Source organism: Bacillus sp. YP1 (genome assembly GCF_000877815.1).
In the GTDB taxonomy this organism is placed as follows: Bacteria; Bacillota; Bacilli; order Bacillales; family Bacillaceae; genus Bacillus; species Bacillus subtilis.
Window position 1 is genome coordinate 1,212,853 of sequence record NZ_CP010014.1, and the last position, 26,549, is coordinate 1,239,401.

The 26,549-nt window shown below is 42.1% G+C and carries 32 protein-coding genes; 24 read left to right on the forward strand and 8 right to left on the reverse strand.

Annotated elements, in window-relative coordinates:
- Positions 1–98: 98 nt before the first annotated feature.
- Positions 99–1,919 carry a sporulation histidine kinase KinA gene (gene kinA / locus QF06_RS06030; protein WP_015252197.1) on the forward strand — a complete coding sequence of 607 codons (1,821 nt, stop codon included), beginning with the start codon at positions 99–101 and terminating at the stop codon, positions 1,917–1,919.
- A gap of 9 nt (positions 1,920–1,928) precedes the next feature.
- On the opposite strand, the gene QF06_RS06035 is transcribed toward kinA, so the two are convergent.
- Together QF06_RS06035 and QF06_RS21040 are read right to left on the reverse strand one after the other, a co-directional pair.
- Entirely contained in the window at positions 1,929–3,110 is a 1,182-nt protein-coding gene (locus tag QF06_RS06035; RefSeq protein ID WP_041850887.1) for an aminotransferase A, read from the reverse strand.
- 201 nt (positions 3,111–3,311) lie between these two features.
- The gene (locus QF06_RS21040; protein ID WP_014476654.1) at positions 3,312–3,473 is read right to left on the reverse strand and encodes a hypothetical protein; all 162 of its coding nucleotides are present in this window, start codon (positions 3,471–3,473) and stop codon (positions 3,312–3,314) included.
- A gap of 203 nt (positions 3,474–3,676) precedes the next feature.
- On the opposite strand from QF06_RS21040, the gene cheV reads away from it, so the two are divergent.
- Positions 3,677–4,588 (forward strand): chemotaxis protein CheV, encoded by a 912-nt coding sequence (gene cheV, locus QF06_RS06040; RefSeq protein WP_014476655.1) that lies wholly within the window; start codon positions 3,677–3,679, stop codon positions 4,586–4,588.
- 43 nt (positions 4,589–4,631) lie between these two features.
- On the opposite strand, the gene QF06_RS06045 is transcribed toward cheV, so the two are convergent.
- The 4 genes from QF06_RS06045 to QF06_RS06060 form a co-directional block, all read right to left on the reverse strand.
- On the reverse strand, positions 4,632–5,096 hold the full coding sequence (locus QF06_RS06045) for a YkyB family protein (protein ID WP_003232406.1): 465 nt from the start codon (positions 5,094–5,096) through the stop codon (positions 4,632–4,634).
- Between the two features lie 125 nt (positions 5,097–5,221).
- The gene (locus tag QF06_RS06050; RefSeq protein WP_014479656.1) at positions 5,222–6,514 is read right to left on the reverse strand and encodes an MFS transporter; all 1,293 of its coding nucleotides are present in this window, start codon (positions 6,512–6,514) and stop codon (positions 5,222–5,224) included.
- Positions 6,515–6,589: 75 nt separating this feature from the next.
- The gene (locus QF06_RS06055) at positions 6,590–7,084 is read right to left on the reverse strand and encodes a L,D-transpeptidase family protein (protein WP_072174092.1); all 495 of its coding nucleotides are present in this window, start codon (positions 7,082–7,084) and stop codon (positions 6,590–6,592) included.
- A 56-nt stretch (positions 7,085–7,140) separates the two neighbouring features.
- Positions 7,141–8,001: a metallophosphoesterase gene (locus tag QF06_RS06060; protein WP_041850886.1), complete on the reverse strand. Its 861-nt coding sequence runs from the start codon at positions 7,999–8,001 to the stop codon at positions 7,141–7,143.
- A gap of 142 nt (positions 8,002–8,143) precedes the next feature.
- On the opposite strand from QF06_RS06060, the gene fadH reads away from it, so the two are divergent.
- The 13 genes from fadH (at position 8,144) to QF06_RS06125 (ending at position 17,877) form a co-directional block, all read left to right on the forward strand.
- Positions 8,144–8,908 carry a 2,4-dienoyl-CoA reductase gene (fadH, locus tag QF06_RS06065; protein WP_041850885.1) on the forward strand — a complete coding sequence of 255 codons (765 nt, stop codon included), beginning with the start codon at positions 8,144–8,146 and terminating at the stop codon, positions 8,906–8,908.
- Positions 8,909–8,971: 63 nt separating this feature from the next.
- Positions 8,972–10,195, forward strand: a complete 1,224-nt coding sequence (locus tag QF06_RS06070) for an EAL domain-containing protein (protein ID WP_041850884.1) — start codon at positions 8,972–8,974, stop codon at positions 10,193–10,195.
- A 618-nt stretch (positions 10,196–10,813) separates the two neighbouring features.
- Positions 10,814–11,053: a YkuJ family protein gene (locus QF06_RS06075; protein WP_003218671.1), complete on the forward strand. Its 240-nt coding sequence runs from the start codon at positions 10,814–10,816 to the stop codon at positions 11,051–11,053.
- A 109-nt stretch (positions 11,054–11,162) separates the two neighbouring features.
- A complete protein-coding gene (locus tag QF06_RS06080) occupies positions 11,163–11,681 on the forward strand; it encodes a ribonuclease H-like YkuK family protein (RefSeq protein ID WP_003232389.1) in 519 nt (172 codons plus the stop codon).
- Positions 11,682–11,814: 133 nt separating this feature from the next.
- Positions 11,815–12,012 carry an AbrB antirepressor AbbA gene (abbA, locus tag QF06_RS06085; RefSeq protein WP_010886502.1) on the forward strand — a complete coding sequence of 66 codons (198 nt, stop codon included), beginning with the start codon at positions 11,815–11,817 and terminating at the stop codon, positions 12,010–12,012.
- Between the two features lie 137 nt (positions 12,013–12,149).
- On the forward strand, positions 12,150–12,593 hold the full coding sequence (gene cbpB / locus QF06_RS06090) for a cyclic-di-AMP-binding protein CbpB (protein WP_003218674.1): 444 nt from the start codon (positions 12,150–12,152) through the stop codon (positions 12,591–12,593).
- Positions 12,594–12,738: 145 nt separating this feature from the next.
- Complete coding sequence (gene ccpC, locus QF06_RS06095) at positions 12,739–13,620, forward strand: transcriptional regulator CcpC (protein ID WP_003232387.1); 882 nt, start codon at positions 12,739–12,741, stop codon at positions 13,618–13,620.
- 110 nt (positions 13,621–13,730) lie between these two features.
- Complete coding sequence (locus QF06_RS06100; protein ID WP_041850883.1) at positions 13,731–14,207, forward strand: flavodoxin; 477 nt, start codon at positions 13,731–13,733, stop codon at positions 14,205–14,207.
- Positions 14,197–15,090, forward strand: a complete 894-nt coding sequence (locus QF06_RS06105) for a WD40/YVTN/BNR-like repeat-containing protein (protein ID WP_041850882.1) — start codon at positions 14,197–14,199, stop codon at positions 15,088–15,090. Before QF06_RS06100 ends, QF06_RS06105 begins: the two co-directional genes overlap by 11 nt.
- A gap of 15 nt (positions 15,091–15,105) precedes the next feature.
- Positions 15,106–15,561, forward strand: a complete 456-nt coding sequence (locus QF06_RS06110; RefSeq protein ID WP_032721472.1) for a flavodoxin — start codon at positions 15,106–15,108, stop codon at positions 15,559–15,561.
- A 104-nt stretch (positions 15,562–15,665) separates the two neighbouring features.
- Positions 15,666–16,376 carry a 2,3,4,5-tetrahydropyridine-2,6-dicarboxylate N-acetyltransferase gene (gene dapD / locus QF06_RS06115; protein ID WP_003218680.1) on the forward strand — a complete coding sequence of 237 codons (711 nt, stop codon included), beginning with the start codon at positions 15,666–15,668 and terminating at the stop codon, positions 16,374–16,376.
- Between the two features lie 69 nt (positions 16,377–16,445).
- A complete protein-coding gene (locus QF06_RS06120) occupies positions 16,446–17,570 on the forward strand; it encodes an N-acetyldiaminopimelate deacetylase (protein ID WP_015252188.1) in 1,125 nt (374 codons plus the stop codon).
- Between the two features lie 61 nt (positions 17,571–17,631).
- The gene (locus QF06_RS06125) at positions 17,632–17,877 is read left to right on the forward strand and encodes a YkuS family protein (protein ID WP_003232382.1); all 246 of its coding nucleotides are present in this window, start codon (positions 17,632–17,634) and stop codon (positions 17,875–17,877) included.
- Positions 17,878–17,913: 36 nt separating this feature from the next.
- On the opposite strand, the gene mscT is transcribed toward QF06_RS06125, so the two are convergent.
- Positions 17,914–18,717, reverse strand: coding sequence for a small-conductance mechanosensitive channel protein MscT (gene mscT / locus QF06_RS06130; RefSeq protein ID WP_003244994.1), 804 nt, complete (start codon positions 18,715–18,717; stop codon positions 17,914–17,916).
- Positions 18,718–18,953: 236 nt separating this feature from the next.
- Between mscT and ahpA the strand changes: the two genes are divergently transcribed.
- The 3 genes from ahpA (at position 18,954) to rok (ending at position 21,062) form a co-directional block, all read left to right on the forward strand.
- Positions 18,954–19,496 (forward strand): biofilm-specific peroxidase AhpA, encoded by a 543-nt coding sequence (gene ahpA / locus QF06_RS06135; protein WP_003245371.1) that lies wholly within the window; start codon positions 18,954–18,956, stop codon positions 19,494–19,496.
- A 69-nt stretch (positions 19,497–19,565) separates the two neighbouring features.
- The gene (ykuV, locus tag QF06_RS06140; protein WP_041850881.1) at positions 19,566–20,012 is read left to right on the forward strand and encodes a thiol-disulfide oxidoreductase YkuV; all 447 of its coding nucleotides are present in this window, start codon (positions 19,566–19,568) and stop codon (positions 20,010–20,012) included.
- 465 nt (positions 20,013–20,477) lie between these two features.
- On the forward strand, positions 20,478–21,062 hold the full coding sequence (rok, locus tag QF06_RS06145) for a transcriptional regulator Rok (RefSeq protein WP_014113628.1): 585 nt from the start codon (positions 20,478–20,480) through the stop codon (positions 21,060–21,062).
- Positions 21,063–21,102: 40 nt separating this feature from the next.
- On the opposite strand, the gene cse15 is transcribed toward rok, so the two are convergent.
- Positions 21,103–22,068 carry a spore protein Cse15 gene (gene cse15, locus QF06_RS06150; protein WP_041850880.1) on the reverse strand — a complete coding sequence of 322 codons (966 nt, stop codon included), beginning with the start codon at positions 22,066–22,068 and terminating at the stop codon, positions 21,103–21,105.
- 136 nt (positions 22,069–22,204) lie between these two features.
- On the opposite strand from cse15, the gene QF06_RS06155 reads away from it, so the two are divergent.
- From QF06_RS06155 to moaD, 6 genes are read left to right on the forward strand one after another with little or no spacing between them, the layout of a single operon-like run.
- Positions 22,205–22,804: a molybdenum cofactor guanylyltransferase gene (locus tag QF06_RS06155; RefSeq protein ID WP_021479380.1), complete on the forward strand. Its 600-nt coding sequence runs from the start codon at positions 22,205–22,207 to the stop codon at positions 22,802–22,804.
- A gap of 50 nt (positions 22,805–22,854) precedes the next feature.
- On the forward strand, positions 22,855–23,874 hold the full coding sequence (locus QF06_RS06160) for a molybdopterin-synthase adenylyltransferase MoeB (protein ID WP_003232375.1): 1,020 nt from the start codon (positions 22,855–22,857) through the stop codon (positions 23,872–23,874).
- Between the two features lie 17 nt (positions 23,875–23,891).
- Positions 23,892–25,184, forward strand: coding sequence for a molybdopterin molybdotransferase MoeA (locus QF06_RS06165; protein WP_041850879.1), 1,293 nt, complete (start codon positions 23,892–23,894; stop codon positions 25,182–25,184).
- Positions 25,145–25,666 carry a molybdopterin-guanine dinucleotide biosynthesis protein B gene (gene mobB / locus QF06_RS06170; RefSeq protein WP_003232370.1) on the forward strand — a complete coding sequence of 174 codons (522 nt, stop codon included), beginning with the start codon at positions 25,145–25,147 and terminating at the stop codon, positions 25,664–25,666. The genes QF06_RS06165 and mobB overlap by 40 nt, the downstream gene beginning before the upstream one ends.
- The gene (locus QF06_RS06175; RefSeq protein WP_041850878.1) at positions 25,666–26,139 is read left to right on the forward strand and encodes a molybdenum cofactor biosynthesis protein MoaE; all 474 of its coding nucleotides are present in this window, start codon (positions 25,666–25,668) and stop codon (positions 26,137–26,139) included. Before mobB ends, QF06_RS06175 begins: the two co-directional genes overlap by 1 nt.
- Positions 26,132–26,365 carry a molybdopterin converting factor subunit 1 gene (gene moaD / locus QF06_RS06180; protein ID WP_041850877.1) on the forward strand — a complete coding sequence of 78 codons (234 nt, stop codon included), beginning with the start codon at positions 26,132–26,134 and terminating at the stop codon, positions 26,363–26,365. Before QF06_RS06175 ends, moaD begins: the two co-directional genes overlap by 8 nt.
- Positions 26,366–26,549 lie beyond the last annotated feature (184 nt).

A 26,549-nucleotide genomic window follows, 5' to 3' on the forward strand; every position in this document is an offset into this window, starting at 1 on the left:
AAGAATAGAAGGAGAATACTCATTTTCTAGCGAATCATACTAGGTAAAAGTCAATCTGTATATGTCGAAACACGATGATCATGCAAAGGAGGGATTCTGTGGAACAGGATACGCAGCATGTTAAACCACTTCAAACAAAAACCGATATTCATGCAGTCTTGGCCTCTAATGGACGCATCATTTATATATCTGCCAACTCCAAACTGCATTTGGGCTATCTCCAAGGAGAGATGATCGGATCATTCCTCAAAACGTTTCTGCATGAGGAAGACCAATTTTTAGTTGAAAGCTATTTTTATAATGAACATCACCTGATGCCGTGCACCTTTCGTTTTATTAAAAAAGATCATACGATTGTGTGGGTGGAGGCTGCGGTAGAAATTGTTACGACAAGAGCTGAGCGGACAGAACGGGAAATCATTTTGAAAATGAAGGTTCTTGAAGAAGAAACAGGCCATCAATCCCTAAACTGCGAAAAACATGAAATCGAACCTGCAAGCCCGGAATCGACTACATATATAACGGATGATTATGAACGGTTGGTTGAAAATCTCCCGAGTCCGCTATGCATCAGTGTCAAAGGCAAGATCGTCTATGTAAACAGCGCGATGCTCTCAATGCTGGGAGCAAAAAGCAAGGATGCTATTATTGGTAAATGGTCCTATGAATTTATTGAAGAAGAATATCATGATATCGTGAAAAACAGGATTATACGAATGCAAAAAGGAATGGAAGTCGGAATGATTGAACAGACGTGGAAAAGGCTTGATGGCACACCTGTTCATTTAGAAGTGAAAGCATCCCCGACCGTCTACAAAAACCAGCAGGCTGAGCTGCTGCTGCTGATCGATATCTCTTCAAGGAAAAAATTCCAAACCATCCTGCAAAAAAGCCGTGAACGATATCAGCTGCTGATTCAAAATTCCATTGATACCATTGCGGTGATTCACAATGGAAAATGGGTGTTTATGAATGAATCGGGAATTTCCCTGTTTGAAGCGGCTACATATGAGGATTTAATTGGCAAAAACATATACGATCAGCTGCATCCTTGCGATCACGAGGATGTAAAAGAGAGAATCCAAAACATTGCCGAGCAAAAAACAGAATCTGAAATTGTCAAGCAATCCTGGTTCACCTTTCAGAACAGGGTCATTTATACGGAGATGGTCTGCATTCCGACGACCTTTTTTGGTGAAGCGGCCGTCCAGGTCATTCTTCGGGACATCTCAGAGAGAAAACAAACAGAAGAATTGATGCTGAAATCGGAAAAATTATCAATCGCAGGGCAGCTCGCGGCGGGAATCGCCCATGAGATCCGCAACCCTCTTACAGCGATCAAAGGATTTTTACAGCTGATGAAACCGACAATGGAAGGAAACGAACATTACTTTGATATTGTGTTTTCTGAACTCAGCCGTATCGAATTAATACTCAGTGAATTGCTCATGCTGGCGAAACCTCAGCAAAATGCTGTCAAAGAATATTTGAACTTGAAAAAATTAATTGGTGAGGTTTCAGCCCTGTTAGAAACGCAGGCGAATTTAAATGGCATTTTTATCAGAACAAGTTATGAAAAAGACAGCATTTATATAAACGGGGATCAAAACCAATTAAAGCAGGTATTCATTAATTTAATCAAAAATGCAGTTGAATCAATGCCTGATGGGGGAACAGTAGACATTATCATAACCGAAGATGAGCATTCTGTTCATGTTACTGTCAAAGACGAAGGGGAAGGTATACCTGAAAAGGTACTAAACCGGATTGGAGAGCCATTTTTAACAACAAAAGAAAAAGGTACGGGGCTTGGATTAATGGTGACATTTAATATCATTGAAAACCATCAGGGAGTTATACATGTGGACAGCCATCCTGAAAAAGGCACAGCGTTTAAAATTTCATTTCCAAAAAAATAAAACAACGGCTTAAACGCCGTTGTTTATCGTCTGCATTGCTTCACGTTTTTTAAATACAAATAATTCTAAACGGTCCAGGCCTTCTCTCAGCGTGTCCATTGAGCATGCAAAAGACAGCCTTACATATCCTTCACCATATGTTGAGAACGAGCTGCCCGGCACGAGTGCCACGCCAGCGTCTTCCAAAAGAGCCATACTAAAATCAAATGAAGTCATTCCAAATGATTTAATAGAAGGGAAGATATAAAACGCACCGGATGGTTTAACAACATCAATTCCCATGGAAACAAGACGGTCATAAACATAGTCCAGACGTTTTTTGTATTGTTCTCTCATAATCAATGCGTCGTCAAAGCCGTTTGTGACAGCTTCAAGCGCGGCTTTTTGAGAAATGGATGAGGCACATGACACATTGTATTGATGAACCTTTAAAATGTGCTTTGCAATGTCTTTCGGTGCAAATAAAAATCCAATTCTCCAACCAGTCATGCTGTGTGATTTTGACAAGCCGTTAATGACAATTGTTTGATCCCGCAAATGGTTTGCGATGGAGTAATGCGGTCTGTCATATGTTAATTCACTGTATATTTCATCGGACAATACGAAGACATTTCTGCCTTTTAAAAGGGCTGCGATGCTTTTCAGTTCTTCTTCAGATAAAGTCACGCCGGTAGGATTTGACGGATAAGGAAGCACGACACACTTGGTGTTGGGTGTCAGAGCATCTTCAATCAGCCGGGCGGTAAGCTTAAAGCCGTGTGATGTAGTATCAACAATGACAGGCTTGGCCCCGCACAAATTGATAATAGGTTCATAGCCCGGATAAATAGGCCCTGGCATAATGACTTCATCACCGGGAGATAAAATCGTCCGGAATGCAGCATCAATGGCTTGGCTTGCGCCTGTTGTGATGATAATTTCAGATTCAGCATCATAGTTGAAATCCGCTTTTTTCTTCATATAAAGCTGCACAGCTTGTCTCAGCTCCAGGTAGCCGGCATTCGGAGTATATGACGTCACGTTTTCATCAATGGCTTTTTTTGCGGCAGCTTTCACATGATGCGGTGTGAAAAAATCAGGCTGGCCGATTGTAAGTGAAATGACGTCTTCGTGTTGGGCTACAAGATTCGAGAATTTGCGTATTCCTGAAATTTCGATCTCTCTTGCTTTCGGATTCAGCAAATGTTCCATAATTCATCACCTTAACAAATATAATGAGTTTATCCTATTTTACCACTAGCTGATCATTTGTCACCTTTTTAACTGATATATTTCGATTGTATGCGCCTTTTTTCTAAACATACCTTTCTTTTCAGAAAAAAAGAAGACAACCAGCGATTTGATTGTCTTTATTGTATCATGTTCTATTATTGTTTATATGTGCCAATTTCATTAATAGCCATAATCAAAATGAAGGTCTTCGTGCCAAATCAGATACGGAGGATGCTCTTCTCGAAGGTCAGCTGATTCTTTCTTCATATTCAGGTAAGTTTCTTCACTGATATCCTCTAAAACAGTCATTTCGTTTTCTTTAAATATTACTAAGGTACCCATTATTTACACCCTTCTTTGGAAAAATCCTTGACTATTTTATCACTGTTAGTTGGAAAGTCAATGGTTATTAGGAAAAAAGTTTCTTTTTTGAGGAACGCGGCTTGTTGCCTTCGGAATTCGATTTTGAAGAGCTGCCATTCACTTTTTACAAATTACGCCGATATATACAGTACAATACTGAATGCGAATAGCGAGGGATTGAATTGTCGTTACAACAATACGAAATTTTATTGGATTCTGGTACAAATGAATTAGAAATTGTGAAGTTTGGCGTGGGTGAAAATGCTTTCGGAATTAACGTCATGAAGGTAAGAGAAATTATTCAGCCTGTCGAGGTGACATCAGTGCCTCACTCCCATCAGCATGTAGAAGGAATGATTAAACTCAGAGGAGAAATTCTCCCTGTGATCAGTCTCTTCTCATTTTTTGGAGTAGAGCCTGAAGGATCAAAAGATGAGAAATATATCGTGACTGAATTTAATAAACGGAAAATTGTTTTTCATGTCGGCTCTGTTTCTCAAATTCACAGAGTATCCTGGGAAGCGATTGAAAAGCCGACATCGTTAAATCAAGGAATGGAGCGGCACCTTACCGGGATTATTAAGCTCGAAGACCTGATGATCTTTTTGCCTGACTATGAAAAAATTATTTATGACATTGAATCAGATTCAGGTGTTGACACGTATAATATGCATACCGAGGGCTTCGATGAAAGAAGAACTGATAAAAAGCTTATCATTGTAGAGGACTCACCGCTTTTGATGCGCCTCTTGCAGGATGAATTAAAAGAAGCAGGGTACAACAATATCGCTTCGTTTGAAAATGGAAAAGAGGCATATGAATACATTATGAACCTTGCTGAAAACGAAACTGATTTATCAGAACAGATTGATATGATCATCACTGATATTGAAATGCCAAAAATGGACGGACACAGGCTCACAAAGCTGCTGAAGGAAAATCCGAAAAGCTCAGATGTGCCGGTTATGATTTTCTCATCGTTAATTACGGATGATCTGCGTCACCGCGGCGAAGTTGTAGGCGCAGATGAGCAAATCAGCAAGCCTGAGATCAGTGATTTGATTAAAAAAGTGGATACGTATGTTATTGAATAAATAAAAACAGCCGTTGCCAGAAAGAGGCACGGCTGTTTTTATTTTAAAAGTAACTCTCGCCAAGTTTTTTAAAGACCGGTTTATGGTAAGCTGGCTGCTGGCGATTTGGCACTAGCGGCTTTTCTTTCATGCCGACATATTCTTGCAATAGGTGTTTCGCTTTTGTTAAAGACATTTGAGCTTTAGGATTTCGGTACGATTGATTAAGTGTACCTAAATGCGGAAGATGTTCGAAGTCTTCTTTAGTTGGAGGCATGTGAAAATAGTAGTCTCCGATTGAGATAAGCACGTCCGATTGCTGTTGGCTGAACCTTGGATTTTTTGAAAAATGAAGCCCTATTTTCTTTCCTTTACCTTCTTTGACAAGCTTTTGCAAAGCCCGTTTTTTCAGCAGATATAGGTATTTAGGGTTGGGGGCGGTTTTTGCATGGCGGTTCACAGTGTAAACTGCTTTTGAAAGATTTTCTACGGTTGGCTGCAGATCTTTCGTATATGCATGGTCGTCCATTATTTCTCTCCTTTGCTCTTATCAATTTCTATATGTTTAGATTATACTTTTTTAAAGTTGAAATGCAAATATTGAATGTAAAAATGCGCTTTTTTCTAAGAAAAAAAGCGCATTTTTAACCTGCATTATACAGATCTTGCCTTCTTTTTCGGCTGTTCTTGAAATGCTTCCTGAACATTCACTTCCACAGCCTGAGCACTGTATTTTGGCAGTGCAATAAAATAAAAAATAAAAACGAGCAGGATAATAACACCCATGCCGTAATAAAGATAATCAATGTTTGAAACAAACTTAGGGAATAACAGTGCGACTAAGCCAAGTGTCAAAGACTGTGCAAACATCATAAAAGGGTCCTGCATGCCGCTTACACGTCCCATCAGTTTTGGATGAACAATTTTGGGCATCCACCCTCCGATTGCAATGTTGATCGGTCCGATGCACATTCCCAGTGCAAAAGCTGCCGCGTAATACACCCATAAAATATTGGTGTAGCCGAGGACGAAGATCAGCAAACCTGCAATGAAAATCGGTATCGACATTAAAAAGTGCGGCTTCACTTTTTTAGAGATGATCGTGCCGATTACGCTGCCTGCCAGCAGCCCAAACCCGAGTGCGATCGTAAATACAGACGTATGCCACTCATAACGGTCAGGCGCCAATCCATATTTCATTGTAAACATCGGCAATACGGCGAATCCTCCATTGACAAATCCAAAAATGAAGAAGCCAAAAATAAGAGATGCCAGCAATTTGTTTTTTAAAATATAGAGGATGCCTTCTCTAAAGTCATTTATTGAATCCTTAACAGAAGTCTTTCTCCAGCTGAATGCACCGTTTGGCTGTCGGGCTTCTTTTGGAATCCGGCAGCTGCGGATCAGCAGCCCGGAAATGATAAAGCTGACAAAATCAAGAATAATGGCGCCTTCAATACCGATGGTGTTGTACATAAACGCGCCTATACCGACTCCAAACACCATAAAAATGCTAAAAAGCATCTGATTAAGCCCTGCCGCTTTCGCATAATGCTCCTTCGGCAGAATGGCTTGTACCAAACTGTTTTCTGCCGGAAAGAAAAACTTTGTTACAGCGCTTCTGATAAATAAGATACAAAAAACAAGAGGAATATTGCCGGTAAATAAAGTGAAAAAAAGCACGACAGTCAGGCCTGCTCTGATCCAATCACAATTTTCTGCCACCTTTTTTCTGTCAAACCGGTCCGCGACGACTCCCACGATCAGAAATACAAATATGGTCGGAAGAGAATACATCAGCTCCGCCAAGGTCGTATATGAAGGCTGGCTGCTGAATCGGTCCAGCAAAAAAAAAGCAAAGGCCATGTTGCCTACTGTCGTGCCCATTTGAGAAGCGAGTGCTGCGAAAAATAGACGAACAAAATTACGATTTTTAAATATATCCATAAAAACGCTCCTTACCCTAAAGGTCCCACTTTATCATATTATAAACCGCCTGTTTTTGAAACAAATAAGAAAACATTACCGGTTAATCGTGACTCTTGTTCCGTTTGGCACAATTGAAGCAAGTTCGATCACGTCTTTGTTATGCATGCGAATGCAGCCTTTAGAAACAGCCTTACCAATCGAAGCGGGATTATTCGTCCCATGTATTCCGTAGTGCTGCTTTGAAAGGCTCAGCCAATAAGCGCCAAATGGGCCGCCGGGATTGCGCTGGCGGTTAATAATGTAAAACTCGCCAGTAGGCGTTTGCGTTAGTATTTTACCAACGGCGATGGGATAGGTTTTCATTACCCGATTATTTAGGAACAGCGTAAGGGTCTTCGCTCCGATTGAGACTGCGATATGATACGGAATTGTATATGGGTCCGGCAGTCCGGGGATGACTATGGACTGTCCCGCTGTGAGCCCTGCCTGCAGTGACGGATTAGCCTGGAGTAATGCAGCCGTGCTGATTCTGAAATCAGCCGCGATGCTGTTCAGTGTATCACCTTGCTTCACCTGGTACGTAAGCAGTTTCCTCATCCTCCTTTTTTACTTATAAGTATTGATGAGGAGCCCATCCTGCTACATTAATTTGTGCTTTTTAAGGTGAAGACAGTGATTTCAGGCTTGGCCAGAAACCGCAAAGGTAGCCTGGTCATCCCGAGGCCTCGGTTTACGTAAATATGAGTGCTGCCCGTTTGATACATTCCCTCTGTGTAGACTTTTCCATATGGAGGCGTAATAATCGGTCCGTAAAAAGGCAGCTGAATCTGGCCGCCGTGTGTATGGCCGGAAAGCTGAAGGTTCACGGGATAATCTGTTGTTTTCAAGGCCGCATCAGGTTCATGGACGAGAAGAATGGAAAAAAGTCTGTCGCTCAGCCTTGAAAGGGTGCCTTCATAATCTGGGTTTCCCAGCATTAAGTCATCAAGCGAAGCAATTTCGATTTTGCTGCCGTCTGCGAGTGACAATGTTTGATAGCCATTGCGATATACCGTGAAACCTCCGGCCGTCATCAGGCTTTTGTAAACGGCAGTTCCATAGCCTCCATGATCATGATTGCCGTAAATACAAAGCTTGCCGAAGGGAGCATTAAGCTTTCTCAATAATGGAATGACTGCCTGGGGGTGCTGGTACGTATCAGGATTATCGATAATATCACCTGTAAAAACAATGAGATCAGGTTTAGATTCATTAATTGTAAGAATGACAGTTTTTAAATCTTCGAGAGTAAAGTAATCACTCAAGTGTGCATCGCTGAACTGCACGATTTTAAAACCGTCAAATCCGTGCGGGATGAGAGAGCTTTTTATTGTGTGTTCGGTTGTCTCGATCATATGCGGCTCGAGATACCTGGCATAGCCATATCCCCCGCCGGCCGTTAAAGCACCGGCAGCAAGAGCGCCGAACATTCCTTTTAGAAATTGTCTTCTGGACATCTTTTTCATTTCAAACCAACCTTTAATAGAGTTGTTCTATTATATCATCTGTATCTGATAAAAATCTCATATGAGCATGTGCTGACAGAGGCAGGGATATAATGATAGAATATTATTGAATGAATACTCATTCACAATTGGAGGGGTAAACATGGAAAAAAAAGCGGTAATTATTACCGGCGGGTCAAGCGGCATGGGAAAAGCGATGGCAAAAAAACAGGCTGAATTAGGGTGGCACGTTATGGTGACAGGGAGGAACCATGAAGCACTTGAGGAAACAAAAAAAGAAATTCAGACCTTTGAGGGACAGGTCGCTTGTTTTCAAATGGATGTCCGTTCCGATTCCGCCGCTTCAGACATGATTAAAGAAGCGTTAAAAGCCTTTGGCCGGTTTGACGCGCTGATTAACAACGCGGCCGGAAACTTTATTTGTCCGGCAGAAAAGCTAACGCCCAATGGATGGAAAGCCGTTATTGAGATTGTTTTAAACGGCACATTTTTTTGCAGCCAAGCAGCGGCAAGGCATTGGATTGACCAGAAGCAGCAGGGTGTCATTTTAAATATGGCAGCCACGTACGCTTGGGGAGCGGGAGCGGGGGTCGTTCATTCCGCTGCAGCCAAAGCGGGGGTATTGTCATTGACAAGAACGCTGGCCGTTGAATGGGGGAGCAAATACGGCATTCGTACAAACGCTATAGCCCCCGGACCGATTGAACGAACAGGCGGTGCGGAGAAGCTATTTGAATCGGAAAAAGCGATGGCCCGCACGATGAACAGTGTGCCGCTCGGCCGATTGGGCACACCGGAGGAAATCGCCGCTTTGGCAGCGTTTTTGCTTTCTGATGAAGCATCCTATATAAACGGGGATTGTATCACAATGGACGGAGGGCAATGGCTGAATCCTTATCCGTTTTAAAGAATATTAATCTTTGGATTCAATGTGGTATAATCAGACAAAGATAGAGAAGCAGGTGATAACATGTTGGATCCACTTGATATTTTAACGAACATTGATGATGTCCTTCCATATTACCAGGCGATTTTCAGTGCCGAGGAACAGAAGGTTGTCGGATATGAGGTGCTTGGACGAATTTTGGCAGATTCAGAAATCCAAAGTCTCGGGCCCTTCTTTTTAGATGCGGGGATACCCGAAGAATATAAACTAGAGGTTGATAACAGAATTATCCGCCAGGCTCTAGACCGCTTTTTAGATGCGGATTCTGATCTGTTGATTTTTATGAATCAGGATGCCAATCTGCTGATGCTGGATCATGGTGAAAGCTTTCTGGAGCTTCTGAAAGAATATGAAGCGAAGGGAATCGAACTCCACCGTTTTGTGCTTGAAATTACAGAGCACAATTTTGAAGGGGATATTGAGCAGCTCTACCATATGCTTGCATACTATCGTACATACGGAATTAAAATCGCAGTTGACAACATCGGAAAAGAAAGCAGCAACTTGGACAGAATCGCGCTGCTCTCACCAGATCTGTTAAAAATCGATTTGCAGGCGCTGAAAGTGTCACAGCCGTCACCGTCATATGAGCATGTGCTGTACAGCATATCTTTATTAGCAAGAAAAATCGGTGCGGCGCTGCTGTATGAAGACATTGAGGCGAACTTCCAGCTTCAGTACGCCTGGAGAAACGGAGGCCGCTATTTTCAGGGCTATTACTTGGTGTCTCCATCTGAAACGTTTCTAGAGAGAGATGTATTGAAACATAGACTAAAAACTGAATTTCACCAATTTATCACACATGAGAAAAAGAAACTGGAAACCGTCTATGAGCACTCCGAACAGTTTTACAAACGAGTGCATCAGGCTGTGACCTCTTTGAGAAAAAACAATCTGTCTTCTGATGATGACTTTATTAAAAAGCTGGCGGAAGAGCTGACAGATTGCAGCTTCAGGATTTACATGTGTGATGAAGAAGGCGATCAGCTGACGGGAAATGTGTTTAAGCAGGATGGAGAATGGATTTATCAGCCGGAATATGCGGAAAAGAACTGGAGCTGGCGCCCTTATTTTCTGGAGAACATTATGCGAATGAGAAATCTCAGAAAAGGTTTTTTCAGTGATCTGTACAGTGATTTGGAAACAGGTGAAATGATCAGAACGTTTTCATATCCGATGGATGATCAGATGTATTTATTTATAGACTTGCCTTATTCTTATTTATATGAGCAGGACGGACTGATTTAACGGCTGATAGGCCGTTTTTTTTTATGAATTGAAAAAAATATCAAAAAACGATTGACATTGATACTGAGAATCATTATCATTTAATTATAGAGAGAAGCTACTCTCTGTTCCCCAACCCCTCTATCAGATCAAGATCCGAAAAAACTTGGCGCTACCCCCGCCAAGTTTTTTATTTGTCAAAGCATAGGACAATCCAATGAAACAATAAACCTAACTAGTGGTAAACGTTTAACACGGGGAGAAACATTGAGTGCCGAACACCCCTGACACTGCTGCACGGGTGTTCAGTTCCGTTGTTTACCTCTATCCAGCATGACTCCCATTGATTATGGCCACGCGGAACTTCACCATAACATTCAAAAGAAGGTTTTGACAAAGTTGCAAAAAGGCATTCTTAATGCTGCCAAAGATTCGAAAAAAATTATAATTGTGTGCATGACATTCAAAAAAAGCCTCAAACTAAAGAAAAATAGTTTTTTTCACTTTTTTTTCTTTGCTTAAATTCAGCAGTGAAAATGCCATCCTGTCCGACTTTATGGTATGATGCTCAATAGAACTTGTATTATAATAAATACTTGTTGATTTGAAGTTGCTTTTTGAAAGGAGTCTTTTTTTAGAATGTCACAATTAATGGGTATCATCACACGGCTGCAAAGTCTGCAAGAAACAGCGGAAGCGGCTAACGAGCCAATGCAGCGTTATTTCGAAGTGAATGGTGAGAAAATATGCAGTGTTAAATATTTCGAAAAAAATCAAACGTTTGAACTGACGGTTTTCCAAAAAGGTGAAAAACCTAACACATATCCGTTTGATAATATCGACATGGTTTCCATCGAAATCTTTGAACTTCTTCAGTAAGATTCCTGAAATAGGGGGAACAAGCTTCCGCCTTTGCAAAAGTAATCGAAATAAACGGTAAGGAACATACTTGTTTCATGGTTGTAAATCCTTGAAAAGGAGTGTCGTGATGGCTGATTCTTTTCTGTTTTATAATCTTTCAGAAGCACAGATGACCTTTCAAGATGTGATGGAACGGCTTAAAGCCTTTGTTCAAAAGGACCCCCGTTCTTCTTATGTGTTATCGATCGGAACCGATTCACAGGTTTACCGCGATTACACAAAGTTTATTACCGCATTGCATTTGCATCGTACAGGCAAGGGAGCTTGGGGCTGCTTGAAAAATCATACAGTCGACAGACCCATACATAGCCTTCGGGAGAAGATTTCGTTAGAAACGGCGTACAGCCAAGAAACGGCCGCTCATATTCTTGATGGACACTTAATGGATATTACCGATCTGCTCCTGCCCTTTACCGGTGAGGGGGCGGATCTTACCTTTGAAGTTCACTTGGATATTGGGAAAAAAGGGCTTACAAAAGATCTGATCCAAGAAATGACTGGACGTATTACCTCCATGGGGATTGAGGCCAAAATAAAGCCGGATTCATACACTGCCTTCAGCTATGCAAATCGTTTCACAAAATAATTTGACTGAAAAAGCCAAGGTAAATGTCGAATTATGCGGTTGACGTTTGTTATCTGATTACTTATTCTAGCGGTAGAGCTGAAAGTAAGTTGTCTTGCTTTCAGAGGTATTCAGTATAAAACAGGGGGCCTGATTGCGAATGAGTCTTATCGGTGAACGATTTACAGAAGAAGAACAAAAACTTCTGCTGAATATCCTGATCAACCATGAGTATGCCATCGAGCTATTAAGCAGTGAGATCAACGATATAGAGACAGGGACCAAAAACGTTGACGGAACCACCTACAAAAAACTTGTAACGCTATACGACCGATTTCGATTTGAAAATTAATGGGACACCCTATAATTGATACTCCACAAAGAGTATCTTTTTTATTGAAAGGAAACTTTTCGACAAATACTGATAAAGTTTATATTATTGCAATATAGGGAATGTATTGATGATGAAAATGAAAAGGGGTCGAAAACATGATAAGCTTACAATCAGATCAACTTCTTGAGGCAACAGTCGGACAATTTATGATTGAGGCGGACAAAGTAGCGCACGTGCAAGTCGGAAATAACCTTGAGCACGCATTATTAGTATTGACAAAAACCGGATACACAGCCATCCCGGTTCTGGATCCTTCCTACCGTTTACATGGCTTAATCGGGACAAATATGATCATGAACAGTATTTTTGGACTTGAGCGAATTGAGTTTGAAAAGCTTGACCAAATCACTGTTGAGGAAGTCATGCTGACCGACATTCCGCGCCTTCATATCAATGATCCGATTATGAAGGGATTCGGCATGGTCATTAATAACGGATTTGTCTGTGTTGAAAATGACGAGCAGGTATTTGAAGGGATTTTTACGAGAAGAGTCGTTTTAAAGGAATTGAATAAGCATATACGCTCATTGAATAAGTAGGCTGTACGGCCTATTTTTATTATATAGGCAGAGTGAAAAGAAAGCGCATACATAATTTAAACGAGAATAGGGCTTGAATAAGAAACTAAGATTTTATTAGAATGGGAGATAAGAAAAACTTATTGATAACAAAAAGGAGGACGACATGCAGCTTCAAGAGCTTCATATGCTCGTAGTTTTAGCTGAGGAATTAAATATGAGAAAGGCGGCAGAACGGCTTTTTGTATCTCAGCCGGCTTTATCTCAGCGCTTACAAACCATTGAAAAGGCGTGGGGAACAAAAATCTTTTTAAGATCCCAAAAAGGATTAACGGTAACGCCTGCCGGTGAGAAAATCATTCAGTTTGCGAATGATGTGACATTAGAGCAGGAAAGAATAAGAGAAAATATTGACGAGCTTGAAGGTGAAATTCACGGCACATTGAAGCTTGCCGTCGCCTCCATAATCGGTCAGCATTGGCTCCCTAAAGTCCTGAAGACGTATGTTGAAAAGTATCCGAATGCAAAGATCTCGCTCATAACCGGGTGGAGCAGCGAAATGCTGAAAAGCTTGTATGAGGATCAGGTTCATATCGGCATTATAAGAGGCAACCCTGAGTGGAAGGGGCGCAAAGATTACTTAATGACAGATCATCTGTATTTAGTGGATACTGAAATTTCCTGCATCGAAGATATTGCCCATACAGAACGGCCGTTTATCCAGTTTAAAAGTGACAGCACTTATTTTCAGGAAATTCAGCACTGGTGGCATCAAAAATTTAAAACGTCGCCGAAACAGACGATATTGGTTGATCAGATTGAAACGTGCAAACAGATGGCGCTGCACGGAATCGGTTATGCCATTTTGCCGTCTGTTACCCTTCAAAATGAAGATAAAGTGAATAAAATGCCTCTTTTAGACATGAAAGGGCATCCGATCGGTCGGGATACATGGTTATTAGGCTATGAGCCTGCCTTTGAACTGAAACAAGTCCAAGCTTTTGTACAAGTGATAAAGGATATGCTGGATCAGGAAAATCCATTTTAAAGACAGCGAGGTGCTGTCTTTTTTTATTTATATGTTGACAATGAAAATCATTATCATTTAAAGTGATACATATGATATTGAAAATCATTATCAATTAATGGGGTGATAACATGGCTAAAGCCTTGATTACATATGCCAGCATGTCAGGAAATACAGAAGACATTGCCTTCATAATAAAAGATACGCTTCAGGAATATGAGTTGGATATCGATTGTGTCGAGATAGATGATGTGGATGTGTCTTGTTTAACCTCCTATGATTATGTACTGATTGGCACCTATACATGGGGGGACGGCGATTTGCCCTACGAAGCGGAGGATTTTTTCGAAGAGGTCAAACAGCTTCAGCTTAATGGTTTAAAAACAGCCTGCTTCGGGTCTGGCGATTATTCTTATCCAAAGTTTTGCGAAGCGGTGAATTTGTTCAATGTCATGCTGCAAGAGGCGGGAGCTGCTGTTTACCAGGAAACACTAAAAATTGAATTAGCGCCTGAAACAGATGAAGATGTGGAAAGCTGCCGAGCGTTTGCGAGAGGTTTTCTTGCATGGGCAGATTATATGAACAAGGAAAAAAGCCATGTTTCATAAAGGAGCAACTGCTGTTACGGCATCGGCGTTTTCTGGATATTTTGTGGCGGTACAAAGAGAAGGCATTTTTCATTATTCTTTGGAGCAGGGCTGGAGAAAGCTTTTTCGTTTGAAAAGTAAGATACACTGTATCAGCTACATAGGGCCTTACTTATTTGGCGTTGGTGAAAAGGGAACAGTCATTCGTTCGGCTGATGAAGGGAAAACCTGGACGATGTCGAGCTTTCCGACAAATGCAACAGTGTGGGCGATTACCGGCAGAAACAACGGGTTTGTCTGCGCCCACGGTAAGCATTGTATTTATGTATCGGATGATTTTGGTGTCTCATGGCGCGTAGTCAAACCTTTTGCCGAATTTCATAATCCCCCTGTTATCCGGTCGCTATGCCTTCACGGGGGCAATCTTTTTATCGGCACGCAAATACACGCATATTTTGGCGGCATTTGGGCTTACGACATTAAGCGTGACACTGTCCAAGTTGTCAAAAAAGAAAAAAACCGGATGACGGCATCCATGCTAGTGTTCAATGAAAATTGGCTGGTGGCGGCGATGGGTTCTGTGAAAGGAAAGCACGGTGCTGTCACTGTACGGAATCTTTTGAATGGTGAAGAATTCATCATTCAATCCAGCATGATCAGAAAAGAAGATTCATTTCTTGATCTTTCAGAGGATGATGGCATTATATATGTCACTACAACACAAGATGAAAACGGTTTTTCGAGAATTTACCAGGCTAATCTCGAAGCCCGGTCGTTAAAATGGTTCGATACCATTAAGGGACATGGATGGAGAGTGGCCAATCAGAAAGAGAATTTCTTTTGCGCAGGCTTGTATGAATGTAAATTTGTCCAGCCGTACGAAGTTTCAGCAATGATTCATTAGAGGAGGAACAAGGAATTGGCGAAGATTTTGCTCGTTTATGCAACAATGTCAGGCAACACTGAAGCTATGGCAGATTTGATTGAAAAGGGGCTTCAGGAGGCGGAAGCAGAAGTAGACCGTTTCGAAGCAATGGATATTGATGATGCCCAGCTGTTTACCGATTATGACCATATCATAATGGGAACCTATACGTGGGGAGACGGAGATCTGCCTGATGAATTTTTAGATCTGGCTGAAGACATGGATGAGATTGATTTTTCCGGCAAAACATGCGCTGTATTCGGTTCCGGTGATACAGCATATGAATTTTTCTGCGGAGCGGTTGATACGCTAGAGGCAAAAATAAAAGAACGCGGTGGAGACATTGTGCTGCCTTCGGTAAAAATCGAAAATAATCCAGAAGGTGAAGAAGAGGAAGAATTAATAAACTTTGGGAGACAATTCGCAAAGAAAAGCGGGTGCGCTGTCTGATCACTCACTGGGAACTGCTAAAACGGCTGTTCCTTTTTTTCTTGTCTTTGTATCTTTCCTTTGATACAGTAATGAGGTAGAAAATCAGGAGGAGGACTATACATATGAAAATGATGGACGCAAATGAAATTATTTCATTTATTCAAAATAGTACAAAATCAACACCTGTAAAGGTTTACGTGAAAGGTGAGCTGGAAGGAATCAATTTCGGCGAATCTGCGAAAGCTTTTATCAACGGAAACACTGGTGTCGTTTTCGGTGAGTGGAGCGAAATCCAAACAGCAATCGAAGAAAACCAAAGCAAAATCGAAGACTATGTGGTTGAAAATGACCGCCGCAATTCTGCGATCCCAATGCTTGATCTTAAAAACATCAAAGCGCGTATCGAGCCGGGCGCGATCATCCGCGACCAAGTTGAAATCGGTGATAACGCAGTCATCATGATGGGTGCTTCTATTAATATCGGTTCAGTCATCGGTGAAGGCACAATGATTGATATGAACGTTGTGCTTGGCGGACGAGCTACTGTCGGAAAAAACTGCCATATCGGCGCGGGTTCTGTACTTGCGGGCGTTATTGAGCCGCCATCCGCTAAACCGGTTGTGATTGAAGACGACGTCGTAATCGGCGCAAATGCTGTTGTGCTTGAAGGTGTAACAGTAGGTAAAGGAGCTGTTGTTGCTGCGGGAGCGATCGTGGTAAACGACGTTGAGCCATACACTGTCGTTGCAGGCACACCAGCTAAAAAAATCAAAGACATTGATGAAAAAACAAAAGGCAAAACTGAAATCAAGCAGGAATTACGCCAGCTGTAAGGAAAAGTTTGATAAAAAAGGCGTGGATAATATATCCACGCCTTATTCGTATAGGCAGGAGGAATAGAAATGAAGAAAGAGGAGCTCATCGCAATTCGCAGAGATCTGCATCGTATACCGGAGCTTGGATTTCAGGAGTTCAAAACCCAGCAGTATTTATTAAATGTCTTGGAACAATATCCGCAAGACAGAATTGAAATTGAGAAATGGCGAACAGGGCTTTTTGTAAAAGTGAACGGGACGGCGCCGGAAAAAATGCTGGCGTACAGAGCGGATATCGATGCGCTTTCTATAGAAGAGCAAACTGGTCTTCCATTCGCATCAGAGCATCACGGCAACATGCACGCCTGCGGTCACGATTTGCATATGACGATTGCACTCGGCATTATTGATCATTTTGTTCACCACCCAGTCAAACAAGATTTGCTTTTTCTGTTTCAGCCGGCAGAGGAAGGGCCTGGCGGTGCGGAACCAATGCTTGAGAGCGATGTATTAAAAAAGTGGCAGCCTGATTTCATCACTGCGCTTCATATTGCTCCAGAGCTTCCGGTAGGCACCATTGCGACAAAAAGCGGCCTTCTATTTGCGAATACATCAGAGCTAGTCATCGATCTGGAAGGCAAAGGGGGACATGCGGCATATCCGCATTTGGCTGAGGATATGGTTGTAGCAGCAAGTACACTTGTCACCCAGCTGCAAACGATTATCTCTAGAAACACAGATCCGCTAGACAGTGCTGTTATTACAGTTGGTACCATTACCGGAGGCTCGGCACAAAATATCATTGCGGAAACGGCCCACCTGGAAGGCACGATCCGCACGCTTTCTGAAGAATCGATGAAACAGGTAAAGGAACGGATTGAAGATGTAGTGAAAGGAATCGAAATCGGATTCCGCTGCAAAGGAAAAGTGACATATCCGTCTGTATATCACCAAGTTTACAATACGAGCGGATTAACAGAAGAATTTATGTCTTTTGTTGCTGAACATCAACTGGCGACAGTAATTGAAGCAAAAGAAGCAATGACTGGGGAGGATTTTGGCTACATGCTGAAAAAATATCCCGGCTTCATGTTCTGGCTCGGCGCTGATTCTGAACATGGGCTTCATCATGCTAAGCTGAATCCCGATGAAAATGCGATAGAAACAGCGGTTAATGTCATGACAGGTTATTTTTCTGTTTATGCCAATTAAGTACAAATGAAAGAATAAAATTCCATAAAATGAGCACTCTAGTAAACGGAGGTGTTCAAAAATGGCTAAAAAAATTGGAATTGAACAATCGTTATCAGATGTAGAAGCTGCTTTAAAAGAAAAAGGATATGACGTTGTAATGATGAAAAGCCCTGCTGATGCTCAAGGCTGTGACTGCTGTGTCGTAACAGGTCTTGATAATAATGTGCAAGGGATAGCCGATACGGTAACACAAGCACCTGTCATTACAGCTTCCGGGATGACGGCTGAAGAAATTTGTAGCGAAGTTGAGAGCAGAATTCAGTAATAAAAAAACCGAAGCAAAAAGCTTCGGTTCTTTTATTTATTCTGTTTCTTTAGGGAAAGCGCGGTCGAACGCGTTCTTTATTTCTTTTCTCAACACTCGTTCGACTCGCCACTGTTCCATATTTTCTGTTTTGGCAATGACCCTGATTACAATTTCAGAAGTCCCCAGTTCTTGAATCCCGATGACATTTGGGCCTTCTTTTATTTGTGGAAGAGCCGCTGCCGTTTCATCACAAACCTGCTGTAAAATATGAATCATTTCATCAATATTTCTTTCAGCCGGCACTTTAATGTCAACAAGAGCCTGCATGGTACCACGAGAATGATTGCTCACGTTTGTGATGTTTCTGTTGGGGATGTAATGCAGTGTTCCGTCAAAGCTGCGGATTTGAGTTGTCCTTAAGCCAACCTGCTCGACAATTCCGTCAAAGGTGGAAACGGTAATATAATCTCCGACATCCAATTGTTTCTCAAGCAAAATAAAAAAACCTGTCACGATATCACTGACAAGCCCTTGGGCGCCAAATCCGACAGCCAGGCCGACGATTCCTGCCCCCGCTAAAAGAGCGCTTGGATCATAATGAAACAAATCTAGAACCATGACGAAAAATATGAAAATCAATGTATAAGCAAATATGTTAAGAGTCAGGCTTCGGAGCGTATGTGCACGTCCGATAGACAAGCTATTCTGCTCCTCGAATTTTGCAAACAGATGTTTAATGATTTTCATGCCTAATGATCGAACGATAAAATAGAGCAATATCATAATGGCGAGTTTAATGAGCAGAACACCGGCATTTGTAATCAGTCCCGCCCAATCATATTGTTTAATAAAGTCCATGTTGAGCTCCTTTTCTAATTGATTGCTGCACATTGAGACTAGTTACCCTGTACATGACCATGTTAAACGTTTTATTCAAAAATGTCGAAGCCAAAGACATACATGATTTGTTAAAAATTGACTCGGGAAATCTGCTTTTATATAATGGCATTGCAATATAACTAAAAATGGTTAATCACCCTTTATTTTCATGCGATTTTGACCTTTAAGCCAAACAATAAATTGGAGGGATACATATGGCAGAACGTATGGTAGGTAAACAAGCTCCTCGTTTTGAAATGGAAGCAGTCCTTGCAAGCAAAGAATTCGGTAAAGTAAGTCTTGAGGAAAACATGAAAAACGACAAATGGACAGTGCTGTTCTTCTATCCAATGGATTTCACTTTTGTTTGTCCGACAGAAATTACAGCAATGTCTGACCGCTATGACGAGTTCGAAGATCTTGATGCAGAAGTCATCGGGGTTTCAACTGATACCATCCATACTCATTTAGCTTGGATCAATACAGACCGCAAAGAAAACGGTCTTGGCCAGCTGAAATACCCGCTTGCTGCTGATACAAACCATGAGGTATCCCGGGAATATGGCGTTTTAATCGAAGAAGAAGGTGTGGCTTTGCGCGGATTGTTTATTATTAATCCTGAAGGGGAGCTCCAATACCAAACTGTTTTCCATAACAACATTGGACGTGATGTTGATGAAACGCTTCGTGTTCTCCAGGCGCTGCAAACTGGCGGACTCTGTCCGGCTAACTGGAAACCAGGCCAAAAAACACTTTAATTCTTTCCAAGAACGAAAAGCGGTCTAGCATATTCGTTAGGCCTTTCTGTTAAATAGGAGGGAAAAGCAATGAAATTACGTCAGCCCATGCCGGAATTGACGGGAGAAAAAGCTTGGTTAAATGGTGAAGTGACGAGAGAGCAATTGATTGGGGAAAAGCCGACGCTTATTCATTTCTGGTCCATCAGCTGCCACTTGTGCAAAGAAGCGATGCCGCAAGTGAATGAATTTCGTGATAAATATCAAGATCAACTGAATGTTGTAGCTGTGCATATGCCTCGTTCCGAAGATGATCTTGACCTTGGTAAAATTAAAGAAACAGCTGCTGAACACGATATCACCCAGCCGATTTTTGTTGACAGTGACCATACTTTAACCGATGCATTTGAAAATGAATACGTACCTGCATATTATGTGTTTGATAAAACAGGACAGCTCCGTCACTTCCAAGCCGGCGGGAGCGGTATGAAAATGCTTGAAAAACGTGTGAACCGCGTTCTGGCTGAAACGGAATAGGTATCTGACTAAATAGTATTTCCTAAAAACCTGATCACATCAGGTTTTTTATTTGTGCAAAAAGCAATGGAAGAAGAGTAAGAAGCTTATTTTTCCAAATTTGGGTATAGGAATTGATGGTTTGTTTGATTGATACGCTAGAAAACACAGCTAATTTTTGATGTTTTTCCTCAATTTTAGATAAATCTCATATCTCATAACTCGAAAATTGTAGATATTACACTAAATTCCTTTAAAGAAGTAAGTAAAATATATATTTTCAACATTATACCAAATAAACTAGAAAGCCCCTTAATCCCTTGAGAATAAAGGACTCTTTTGAAAAATAAAACATTTTCAGAAAATAAGGAATTTTTCATAGAGTAAATATAATAGTAAAATGCTAAAATAATAGTTGATAAAATTACTTTTGTAATCTAATATCTTAATTAAAGATGTTAATTTTGATAGGGGGTACATTGAGGAATGTTTAATGAAAGAGAAGCTTTGCGCTTGCGGTTAGAACAATTAAATGAAGCTGAAGTGAAAGTCATTCGTGAATATCAAATTGAACGTGATAAAATATACGCAAAATTAAGAGAGCTGGACAGAAATGGAAGCCCTTCCGAAATCAAAAAGGATTTCCGTTCTGAAAAAAAACCTGACTCTCTGCCGGTTCTCGCTGAGCTTGCGGCTCAGGAAATCAGAAGCTATCAGCCGCAATCACAGCAGCAGTCTGTCCAGCCTCAGCTTCAATCTATTTCCTCTCTTCCTGCCGGTATACCAGACGGAACAACACGAAGAAGAAGAGGAACGGCAAGACCGGGATCAAAAGCAGCGAAGCTGCGTGAAGCTGCTATTAAAACATTAAAACGCCACAACGCGGCGATTAAGAGCTCCGAGCTTCAAAAAGAGATTGAAAAAGAAAGCGGTCTTGAAATCCCTAATATGACAACGTTTATGCAAAGCTTAATTAAAATGTACCCGGAAGTGAAAAAACCATATCGCGGGCAGTACATTTTAGAGGGTGAAATCGAATCTGCAGAATCAGCTGAATCAGCTAATGAATAAATATAAAGAAAAACTGCTTGGCATCGCTCAAGCAGTTTTTTTATTGAGGTTTTTTCTGTGAAGGTTTGTTTTCTTTTTCAAGATTAAGCTTATACACCCACTTTTGATAAGGCTTTTCTTCAGCGGCTCTGTTTTTCAGCTCTTCGATTGTATGGCTCTTGGCCTGGTCTGATGATTGGGCGCGGGCAAGCTGTTTTTGGAGCACATGTATCTGTTTGGTGACATCTTCAAGGATGGTCTCTACATGATATGGCTGCGCGTAGGCCGCTGGAGCTTCTTCTTCCGTTTTTTCTTTTTGTTTTGTGCCGCCATCAATATCGGCAAAATGAGAAGCAATCCAGGCATCGCTTTCATCAAGCTGCCGTTTATACGATATAATAGTTTCGTGAAATAATTTTTCTTTCGTTTTTTCTATGTCTAGCAGTCTTTCTTTCGTTTCTATGATTCGATCTTTCATATGATCAACTTCTATTTTAATATGTTTTAGCTGATATTCTTTTTCTACCATTTGCTCTTTTAGACGCCCATTTTCGGCCTTTATCAATTCGGCTTGCTGTTTTGCCTGAAGCAGTGCATTTTGTTCTTGCTCAATTGAGGCTTGAAGTTCGCTGATCCGTTTATGAAGATTTTTATTTTCTTCTTCGATTTTGACTTTAGCAATATGAAGTTTATGTTTTTCTTCGATTTCGGCTCTGCGTTTATAGGTTTCAGCAGATAGAAGCTCCTGCAAAACAACGATTTTATCAAGCAGTTCAGCTCTTATTTGGTGCAGGGTTTGGCTGGTGTGGGAGGCATGTTTTTCTTTTGTTGACATATGTGTTAATTCGGCAGTCAGCTGCTGGAGTTTTTCTTTCATATCGGTATTTTCTTTGAGCAATTTGTTATTTTTCTGATGAAAGTAGCTTGCTTCAAGTTCAGAAATCAGCTTATGGCACCTTGAAAGCTCGGATTTTAAATAAAGGTTCTCCTGAGACACGTCGTGGAAAAAAGGACCTGATCTTTTCATTCGAACCATCTCCCTCATGATGTTAACACTACAATATGCAAATACTGAACAGCTATTCCTCTTTAATAAACAGACAAGCAGTAGCGTTGAGCCTTTGCTTTTGCTATGCTTTTAACGAAACTAGAGGTGAGATGATATGAAGCATGTAAACGTACTGCTGGCAGGGGGAGCCTCGCGGCGATTTGGAGAACCGAAGGCGTTTGTCAAATGGAAGGGCAGGATGCTTTACGAATGCGCTAAAGAGGCACTTGGAGAACAAACGGTTATCATCAGCCGTCCCGAATTTATTGATAGATTTCAAGAAAATGGTGAAAATGAAGTGTATCAAGATGCTGAGCCATTTCAAGGCATGGGGCCATTGGCTGGTATATATACCGCTTTTAAAAAGACAGACGGTGATCTTTATACTGTTCTTTCCTGTGACACACCGCTGATACAAAGAAGGACGATACTGGAGCTCAAACGTCTGATGACTGCCGGTGCTGACGCGGTAGTCCCAATTTCAGACGGACAAGTGCAGCCATTGATTGCGATTTACCACAAACGTATCATGCCGGTTCTATACGATCAGCTTTCTGAGAAGAGGTTGAGAATATCAGATTTATTAGGCAGAATTTCGGTTTGTTACGTACAGGCTGAAAATATCGGAGCAAACCCGGCAGAGTTTATCAACATTAATACACGTGATGATTTTAGCTGTTTGGAAGAAAAATCGAACTCCCTCAAGCGGGACTGACGGGGCAATAACATGATAAGATGACATAAAAGATAAGGAGAACAGGTTTGATGGAGGAACGTTATTCACGGCAAATCAGATTTAAGCAAATTGGGGAAGAGGGCCAGAAAAGACTGGCAGACAGCCATGTGCTGATTGTCGGAGCGGGAGCGCTCGGCACTGCAGGAGCTGAAGGGCTTTCGAGAGCGGGAGTCGGTACTATTACCATTATTGACCGTGACTATGTGGAGTGGAGCAATCTTCAAAGGCAGCAGCTTTATACAGAAAGCGATGCCAAACTCCGCATGCCGAAAGCCATGGCTGCCAAAGAGCATTTATCAGCGATTAACAGCGAGATACATATTGAGGCGTATGTTACCGAAGGAACAGCCGAAACGCTTGAGCCGCTGATTGAAAAAGCAGATGTCGTGATCGACGCGACAGATAATTTTGAAACCCGCATGCTGATAAACGATCTTGCCCAGAAAACAAAGACACCTTGGGTCTATGGCGCCTGTGTAAGCAGCCAGGGAATGTTCATGACTGTCATTCCCGGAGAAACCCCTTGTCTGTCTTGTTTGTTTGAGCAAATTCCTGTCGGCGGGGCGACGTGTGATACTGCCGGCATTATTCCGCCTGCTGTGCATATCGTTTCAGCATATCAGCAGGCTGAGGCATTAAAGCTGTTAACCGGCCAAAAAGAAGCAATACAGCGGGGTTTTGTGACATTTGATGTCTGGAACAATTCGCATATGAAGATTAACGTTAATCATGTACGCCGTGAGGAATGCCCATCTTGCGGAGCTAATGCGGTATATCCTTATCTTCAGGATTGGAACACACCAAAAGCTGCTGTACTATGCGGCCGTGATACAGTGCAGGTAAGGTCAGAATCATTAAAAAGAATCCCGAAACAGGAACTCATTAAGCGGCTGAAAACAATCGGCAAGGTCGAGGCTAATGCGTTTTTGCTGCATATTTTTTACGAGGATTTCAGAATTGTCATTTTCAATGACGGACGGGCACTGGTGCATGGAACAAATGATGTGAAAGAAGCCAACTCCGTGTTGGCAAGAGTGATTGGACTGTAACAACAGGAGGGGTCAGAATGCTGGAGAAACGAACACCGATACCGGTAGACGAGGCAGTTCGGCGTGTCTGCCATTTTCAAAAACAAGGTGAAACAGAATGGGTGGCGCTGGAAGACAGCCTTCATCGGTTTTTAGCCGAAGATATAACTGCGGATCACCACGTCCCTGCGTTTGACCGTTCGCCATACGATGGTTTTGCTGTCAGAGCGTGCGATACGGCAGAAGCTTCACGTGAAAACCCAGTTCGGTTTGAAGTTATTGACCATATTGGAGCGGGAGCAGTATCTGAAAAAGAGCTTGGCCCGTTTCAGGCTGTGCGGATTATGACTGGCGCGCAAATCCCTGACGGGGCAGATGCAGTCGTCATGATTGAACTGACTCAAACCTTTGAGGAGAATGGGAAGTCATTTATGTCTTTAAAACGCCGCTTTCAGACGGGGGATAATATTTCAAAAACAGGTGAGGACGCTCAAAAAGGGAGTGTTTTACTGACAAAGGGCACCCGGGTGACACCAGGAGTGACGGCTCTTTTGGCAACATTCGGATACGCATCTGTGCCTGTCGTGAGAAAGCCTGTAGTCGGGATTATCGCAACCGGTACCGAATTGCTGAATGTCAGTGATCCGCTGGAACCGGGAAAAATCCGCAACAGCAATGCGAGTATGGTATATGCGCAAGCGATAGAAGCAGGCGCAACACCGCTTTATTTAGGGAAAATCTCTGATGAATTGGATAAAAGCTTTGCTGCAGTTAAAGAAGCGATGAAAAAGGTGGACTTCCTGATCACAACTGGAGGTGTGTCAGTCGGTGACTTTGACTTTTTGCCTGCGATCTATGAAAAACTCCGAGCGGACGTGCTGTTTAATAAAGTTGCCATGCGCCCGGGCAGTGTGACAACGGTGGCGCATGCAAACGATATGCTGCTGTTTGGCCTTTCAGGTAATCCGTCGGCATGCTATGTCGGTTTTGAACTGTTTGTCAAACCGATAATCCAGACATGGCTGCTCAATGAAACACCGCATTCAATTTGTGCGGAAGCTGTTTTGACCAAGGATTTTCCGAAGCCGAACCCATTTACCCGATTTGTTCGTGCGCTCGTGCACCATCAGGAAGGGAAGCTGTTGGCGACACCCGTTGGCTTAGATAAGTCGAGCTCTGTCACATCACTTGCAGATGCCAATGCATTTATTATCCTGCCGGGCGGCACGCGAGGCTACGAATCTGGCAGAACGGTTCAAGTACTGCTCATTAGAGAAGAGAATGGAAGTGAATGGCCTTGGTCCGTCCTTTCCCGATCGTCCAAGTTGTAGGATTTCAAAACAGCGGGAAAACAACGTTTATTGAGCGCATTCTTGAAAAAGCCTCTGAACAGGGAGTCCATTTGGGCTGCCTGAAGCATCATGGTCACGGCGGTGAACCGCAAACGCTCACGGAAGGAAAAGACACGGACCGTTACAAGGCGGCAGGTGCTGATGTAACAGCGGTAGAAGGTGCTGGTGTGTTACAGCTGACCGCCCGCCGCAATTGGGATTTGGCACGGCTGATTGAGTTATACCAATTTCTCGAAACAGACTGTCTTCTGATTGAAGGCTTTAAAAAAGCCCCTTATCCTAAAGTGGTTATCCTAAGTGAAAAGGAAGATCTGGAAGCGCTGCAAGCAGTAAATATAATCGCCATCATCTATAGAAAAAAAGAGCATATGACAGAGCATCAGGGATTACCCGTTTTTCATGCGGATGATCCGGTTGCCGTGGATTTTGTGCTTTCACAGCTGAAGGGGGAATCTGCATAATGGAACGGTTTGAGATTACGAAAACACCCATTAATACTGAAAACATCATCAAAAAAGTGGAGAAACGGGAAGCAGGGGCCATTACAACATTTATTGGTACGGTTCGGGAATGGACAAACGGAAAAAGAACGGTTCGGCTTGAATATGAGGCATATGAACCGATGGCCGTGCAAATGCTTGCTCAAATCGGCGCTGAAATCGAAGAAAAATGGGAAGGTGCCTCAGCTGCGATCACGCACCGTATAGGTGTGCTCGATATCGGTGAAGCAGCGGTAGTGATTGCTGTATCTTCTCCCCATCGAAAAGCCGCATATGAAGCCAATGAGTATGCGATTGAACGCATTAAACAGATTGTGCCGATTTGGAAAAAAGAAATTTGGGAAGACGGTGAGCAATGGATCGGCGACCAGCTAGGAACAACAGCTTATCCGAACGGAAAACCAGACCTAAGCGAGGGAGAGCAGCATGATTAAAATTCTTTTATTTGCAGGACTGGCTGAACAGGCCGGTACACAAGCAATAGAAATAGATGTGGAACAAGCAACCACAGATGAAATAAAAGCGAGTCTAAAAGAACAATACGGTCTTGAATCTATTGATACGGCTATGATTGCCGTTAACGAAAGCTATGTAAAAGAAAATACCTCTGTATCTTCGGGTGAAACGGTAGCCATCATACCGCCGGTCAGCGGGGGATGAAAACCGGACGGCATTTCAGCCGTCCGGTTTTTCTGTATTTCATTGGCATATCCCCAAGTATCCCCAGCATACAATGATTTTCTGTAAGCGTTTATTCTACATATGTTACTCCCTATAAAGTAAGAGACTCACTCCATAATTAGACTGAAATTTTGAAAAATAATAGAAATTTATTTCGGGTATC

Coding starts and splice junctions, on each gene's coding strand:
- QF06_RS06035 (WP_041850887.1), bottom strand. CDS start 3,110: ATGGAACATTTGCTGAATCCGAAAGCAAGAGAGATCGAAATTTCAGGA.
- QF06_RS21040 (WP_014476654.1), bottom strand. CDS start 3,473: ATGGGTACCTTAGTAATATTTAAAGAAAACGAAATGACTGTTTTAGAG.
- QF06_RS06045 (WP_003232406.1), bottom strand. CDS start 5,096: ATGGACGACCATGCATATACGAAAGATCTGCAGCCAACCGTAGAAAAT.
- QF06_RS06050 (WP_014479656.1), bottom strand. CDS start 6,514: ATGGATATATTTAAAAATCGTAATTTTGTTCGTCTATTTTTCGCAGCA.
- QF06_RS06060 (WP_041850886.1), bottom strand. CDS start 8,001: ATGAAAAAGATGTCCAGAAGACAATTTCTAAAAGGAATGTTCGGCGCT.
- fadH (WP_041850885.1), top strand. CDS start 8,144: ATGGAAAAAAAAGCGGTAATTATTACCGGCGGGTCAAGCGGCATGGGA.
- QF06_RS06070 (WP_041850884.1), top strand. CDS start 8,972: ATGTTGGATCCACTTGATATTTTAACGAACATTGATGATGTCCTTCCA.
- QF06_RS06075 (WP_003218671.1), top strand. CDS start 10,814: ATGTCACAATTAATGGGTATCATCACACGGCTGCAAAGTCTGCAAGAA.
- QF06_RS06080 (WP_003232389.1), top strand. CDS start 11,163: ATGGCTGATTCTTTTCTGTTTTATAATCTTTCAGAAGCACAGATGACC.
- cbpB (WP_003218674.1), top strand. CDS start 12,150: ATGATAAGCTTACAATCAGATCAACTTCTTGAGGCAACAGTCGGACAA.
- ccpC (WP_003232387.1), top strand. CDS start 12,739: ATGCAGCTTCAAGAGCTTCATATGCTCGTAGTTTTAGCTGAGGAATTA.
- QF06_RS06100 (WP_041850883.1), top strand. CDS start 13,731: ATGGCTAAAGCCTTGATTACATATGCCAGCATGTCAGGAAATACAGAA.
- QF06_RS06105 (WP_041850882.1), top strand. CDS start 14,197: ATGTTTCATAAAGGAGCAACTGCTGTTACGGCATCGGCGTTTTCTGGA.
- dapD (WP_003218680.1), top strand. CDS start 15,666: ATGAAAATGATGGACGCAAATGAAATTATTTCATTTATTCAAAATAGT.
- QF06_RS06120 (WP_015252188.1), top strand. CDS start 16,446: ATGAAGAAAGAGGAGCTCATCGCAATTCGCAGAGATCTGCATCGTATA.
- QF06_RS06125 (WP_003232382.1), top strand. CDS start 17,632: ATGGCTAAAAAAATTGGAATTGAACAATCGTTATCAGATGTAGAAGCT.
- mscT (WP_003244994.1), bottom strand. CDS start 18,717: ATGGACTTTATTAAACAATATGATTGGGCGGGACTGATTACAAATGCC.
- ahpA (WP_003245371.1), top strand. CDS start 18,954: ATGGCAGAACGTATGGTAGGTAAACAAGCTCCTCGTTTTGAAATGGAA.
- ykuV (WP_041850881.1), top strand. CDS start 19,566: ATGAAATTACGTCAGCCCATGCCGGAATTGACGGGAGAAAAAGCTTGG.
- rok (WP_014113628.1), top strand. CDS start 20,478: ATGTTTAATGAAAGAGAAGCTTTGCGCTTGCGGTTAGAACAATTAAAT.
- cse15 (WP_041850880.1), bottom strand. CDS start 22,068: ATGAAAAGATCAGGTCCTTTTTTCCACGACGTGTCTCAGGAGAACCTT.
- QF06_RS06155 (WP_021479380.1), top strand. CDS start 22,205: ATGAAGCATGTAAACGTACTGCTGGCAGGGGGAGCCTCGCGGCGATTT.
- QF06_RS06160 (WP_003232375.1), top strand. CDS start 22,855: ATGGAGGAACGTTATTCACGGCAAATCAGATTTAAGCAAATTGGGGAA.
- QF06_RS06165 (WP_041850879.1), top strand. CDS start 23,892: ATGCTGGAGAAACGAACACCGATACCGGTAGACGAGGCAGTTCGGCGT.
- mobB (WP_003232370.1), top strand. CDS start 25,145: ATGGCCTTGGTCCGTCCTTTCCCGATCGTCCAAGTTGTAGGATTTCAA.
- QF06_RS06175 (WP_041850878.1), top strand. CDS start 25,666: ATGGAACGGTTTGAGATTACGAAAACACCCATTAATACTGAAAACATC.
- moaD (WP_041850877.1), top strand. CDS start 26,132: ATGATTAAAATTCTTTTATTTGCAGGACTGGCTGAACAGGCCGGTACA.